Annotated in this window: 2 protein-coding genes; one reads left to right on the forward strand and one right to left on the reverse strand. The window is 42.0% G+C overall.

Annotated elements, in window-relative coordinates; translation table 11 throughout:
• Window position 1: 1 nt before the first annotated feature.
• The gene (gene polA / locus PSN35_RS04985; RefSeq protein ID WP_300030309.1) at window positions 2-2,743 is read right to left on the reverse strand and encodes a DNA polymerase I; all 2,742 of its coding nucleotides are present in this window, start codon (window positions 2,741-2,743) and stop codon (window positions 2-4) included.
• A 73-nt stretch (window positions 2,744-2,816) separates the two neighbouring features.
• Between polA and PSN35_RS04990 the strand changes: the two genes are divergently transcribed.
• On the forward strand, window positions 2,817-3,520 hold a 704-nt coding region (locus tag PSN35_RS04990; protein ID WP_300030312.1), incomplete at its 3' end, for a metal ABC transporter ATP-binding protein.

The raw sequence follows: 3,520 nt of genomic DNA on the forward strand, positions 1-3,520 counted from the left end.
TTCAATGCGCCTGTTGCCAAGAATCACCCATGCCCACATCCACCTTTAGTGGAATGTCTAACGCATAAGCATCCTCCATTAAGCTGCGTATTTTATCGGCAAATTCGTGCGCTTTCTCAGCGTTCACTTCAAACACCAATTCATCATGCACCTGCATGATCATTTTAATATCCGCATTATCTTGGCCAATCCACTGAGCCACATCCAACATTGCTAGCTTGATAATGTCAGCACTTGAGCCCTGCATTGGTGCGTTGATCGCAGTTCTGAGTGCATGCTGCTGTAGCATTTTATTTTTGGCATTAATTTGAGGTAGGTATAAACGTCTACCCATCACCGTTTCCACATAGCCTTGTATCTTGGCAGACTCTTTAGTGTCTTCCATGTAATTAGCCACGCCCGGATAGTTATCAAAATAAGCATCAATATACTGCTTGGCTTCGGTGCGTGATACATCAATTTGTTTGGCCAAACCGAAGGCGCTCATGCCGTAGATTAAACCAAAATTAATAGCCTTGGCACGACGTCTTTGCTCTTTGGTTACTTCATCAGCTGCCACTCCAAACATGGTGGCAGCTGTGGCACTATGAACATCTTGATCGGCTTTAAAGGCTTGCAATAAATTAACATCTTGAGAGATGTGCGCCATAATTCTAAGCTCAATTTGTGAATAGTCAGCCGCAATAATCACATTACCTTTACTGGCAATAAAAGCACCACGAATACGTGCACCTTGCTCAGAACGAATAGGGATATTTTGCAAGTTTGGATTAGATGATGATAGGCGCCCTGTGGCTGTTACCGCTTGATGATATGAAGTGTGCAGGCGCTGAGTGTTAAGATCAATCTGTTTTGGCAACGCCTCTAAATACGTTGAATTGAGCTTAGTTAGCGTACGATAACTTAAAATCAAATCAACCAATGGATGATCTAGCAACTTCAGCGCCTCTTCATTGGTTGACGGTGCGCCTTTTGGGGTTTTCTTTTTCGCCTCTAATCCTAGCCCCTCTTCAGAGAATAAAATTTGCTGAATTTGCTTGGGTGACTCTAGATTAAACGCTTCGCCAGCAATCTCATAGGCCTGAGTTTCAATTTTGCTCATTTGCGTTTTAATATCAAGCTGCTGTACGCCCAACGACCCAACATCAAGCTCAACACCATTACGCTCCATTTGCATCAGCACTTTCACCATTGGCAGTTCAACACGTTGATACAATTTAACCAGTTTTGGATATTGCGCAATCTGCTCATCCAGTGTTTTGTTTAATAAATCTGTCACAATCACGTCTTCACAAGCATAAGGACTGGCCACCGCCAATGAAACCTGATTAAAAGTAATTTGTTTTTTTCCTTTGCCAGCAACCTCAGAAAATTTAATGGTTTGATGGTTAAGATAATGCTCGGCCAAATCGTCCATATTATGGCGTGATGCAACTGAATTAAGCACATAGGATTTCACCATGGTGTCCTCTGTAATGCCAGTTAATTCAATTTGATAATTGGCCAATACATGGGCGTCATATTTTAGATTTTGCCCAATTTTACCAATGGCTTCATTTTCCAAAATAGGCTTAAGTGCGGACATAACTTGGGCAAAATCAAGCTGCTTAGGTGCATCTAAATAATCATGGGCAACAGGCACATAAAAACTGTCTTTATCAACTAAAAACACCCAGCCTACAATGTTGGCATTCATGTAATCAAGTGAATTGGTTTCTAAATCAAACACCACCTGATTCGCTGATTCTAGACGCGCCAACATCGTTGAGAAGGCCAACTCATCCAATACGGTAGTTTGCGTGTAATCTTGTGTCAGGCCTTGTGCCGGCAAGCTTTCAGGCGCTGGCGTTTCACTTTGACTGGACACACTTTCATTAGTTGACGAAACACTACCCACATCTCCCAGCTGCCTATGCCACATAGAAAAACCATATTGCTGATACAAACTAGCTAACTTAGCACTATTTTGCCCCGGCTCATTATCCAAAATATTACACGGCAGATCAACATCAAACTTAAGGCGGACCAGTCGATGCGACAAATCTAACAAATCAAAATTATCGCGCAACTTCTCACCCACTTTGCCTTTAATTTCATGAGAATTTTCTTTGATGCCATTAATATCTTGATACAACTCTAGCCATTTAATCGCTGTTTTTGGGCCCACACTCGGCACACCTGGAACGTTGTCCGCACTATCGCCAGTCAGCGCCAACAGGTCAAGGATTTTCTCAGGGGCGACACCCATCTTTTCAATCACCGCTTGACGATCATAAATCTCACCCTTCATATCCATCTGAGAGATATTACTACTCACCAATTGCATTAAATCTTTGTCACCACTAGCAATCATGGTTTTGATATTGTTCTGATCAGCGCAGTGGCTTAACGTGGCAATAACGTCATCTGCCTCCACCCCTGACACGCAAATGAAGTGAAAGCCCATAGCTTGAATGATCTCATACAAAGGCTCAATTTGAATAATCAATTCATCATCGGCAGGCTTTCTGTGGGCTTTATAGTCTGGATAAATGTCGTGTCTAAAATTTTTACCCTTGGCATCAAAGATGGCAATTAATTTAGCCTCAGGATGTTGATTTTGCAAACGCTTAATTGCATTAACCACACCAAACATAGCGCCCGTTGGAAAACCCTCTTGATTGCTTAGGTTTTGCTTTAAGGTGGAAAAATAGGCGCGGAATAAAAACGCCGAACCATCGAGTAAAATGAGCTTATGTGACATGCGCCTGATTTTACCAATTTTTATCCCAAGCTTAAGTTGTAAAATAACTTAACTTTTGTATTTTTTTTAGCCCATGTCCGAGACACTCATCCAAGTTGATCAAGTTAGCCTAACTCACCAGGGTAAATCTGTGCTTGACAAGGTTAGTTTTGCGCTTAAAGCGGGTGAGTTTATTACGCTAATTGGGCCTAATGGCGCAGGCAAAAGCACCCTAATTAAAATCTTATTAGGGCTAATCAAGCCGGATTCCGGTCAAGTCACTAAAGCGACCAACATTCGCTTAGGCTACACGCCACAAAAATTCATCCCCAATGAATTTATTCCTATTTCGGTGGTTGATTTTTTGAAACTTAATCAAACCGTTAGTGCTGATTTTTTGCACGAAACTGCTCAATTAACTGGCATTGAGACGCTACTCAATAATGAGCTAAAAAACCTATCAGGTGGTGAAATGCAGCGCGTACTGTTAGCCCGCGCTTTATTGGGCAAGCCAAACGTTTTGATTCTTGACGAGCCTGCCCAAAACCTTGACGTCAACGGGCAAATGCATTTATATAAACTGATACAAGATATTCATCAAACACAAGGATGTGCGGTATTAATGGTCTCGCACGATTTGCATCGGGTGATGAAGGAATCAACTCAAGTGTTGTGCTTGTATCACCATATCTGTTGCATGGGGCAGCCGGAGTCTATTTTGAAGGATTCTCAATTTAACGATCTTTTTGCCGATCAAATGGATGACTTAATGGCCACTTATGAGCATCATCACAACCA

It is taken from the genome of Candidatus Thioglobus sp., assembly GCF_028599055.1.
Taxonomy (GTDB): Bacteria; Pseudomonadota; Gammaproteobacteria; order PS1; family Pseudothioglobaceae; genus Thioglobus_A.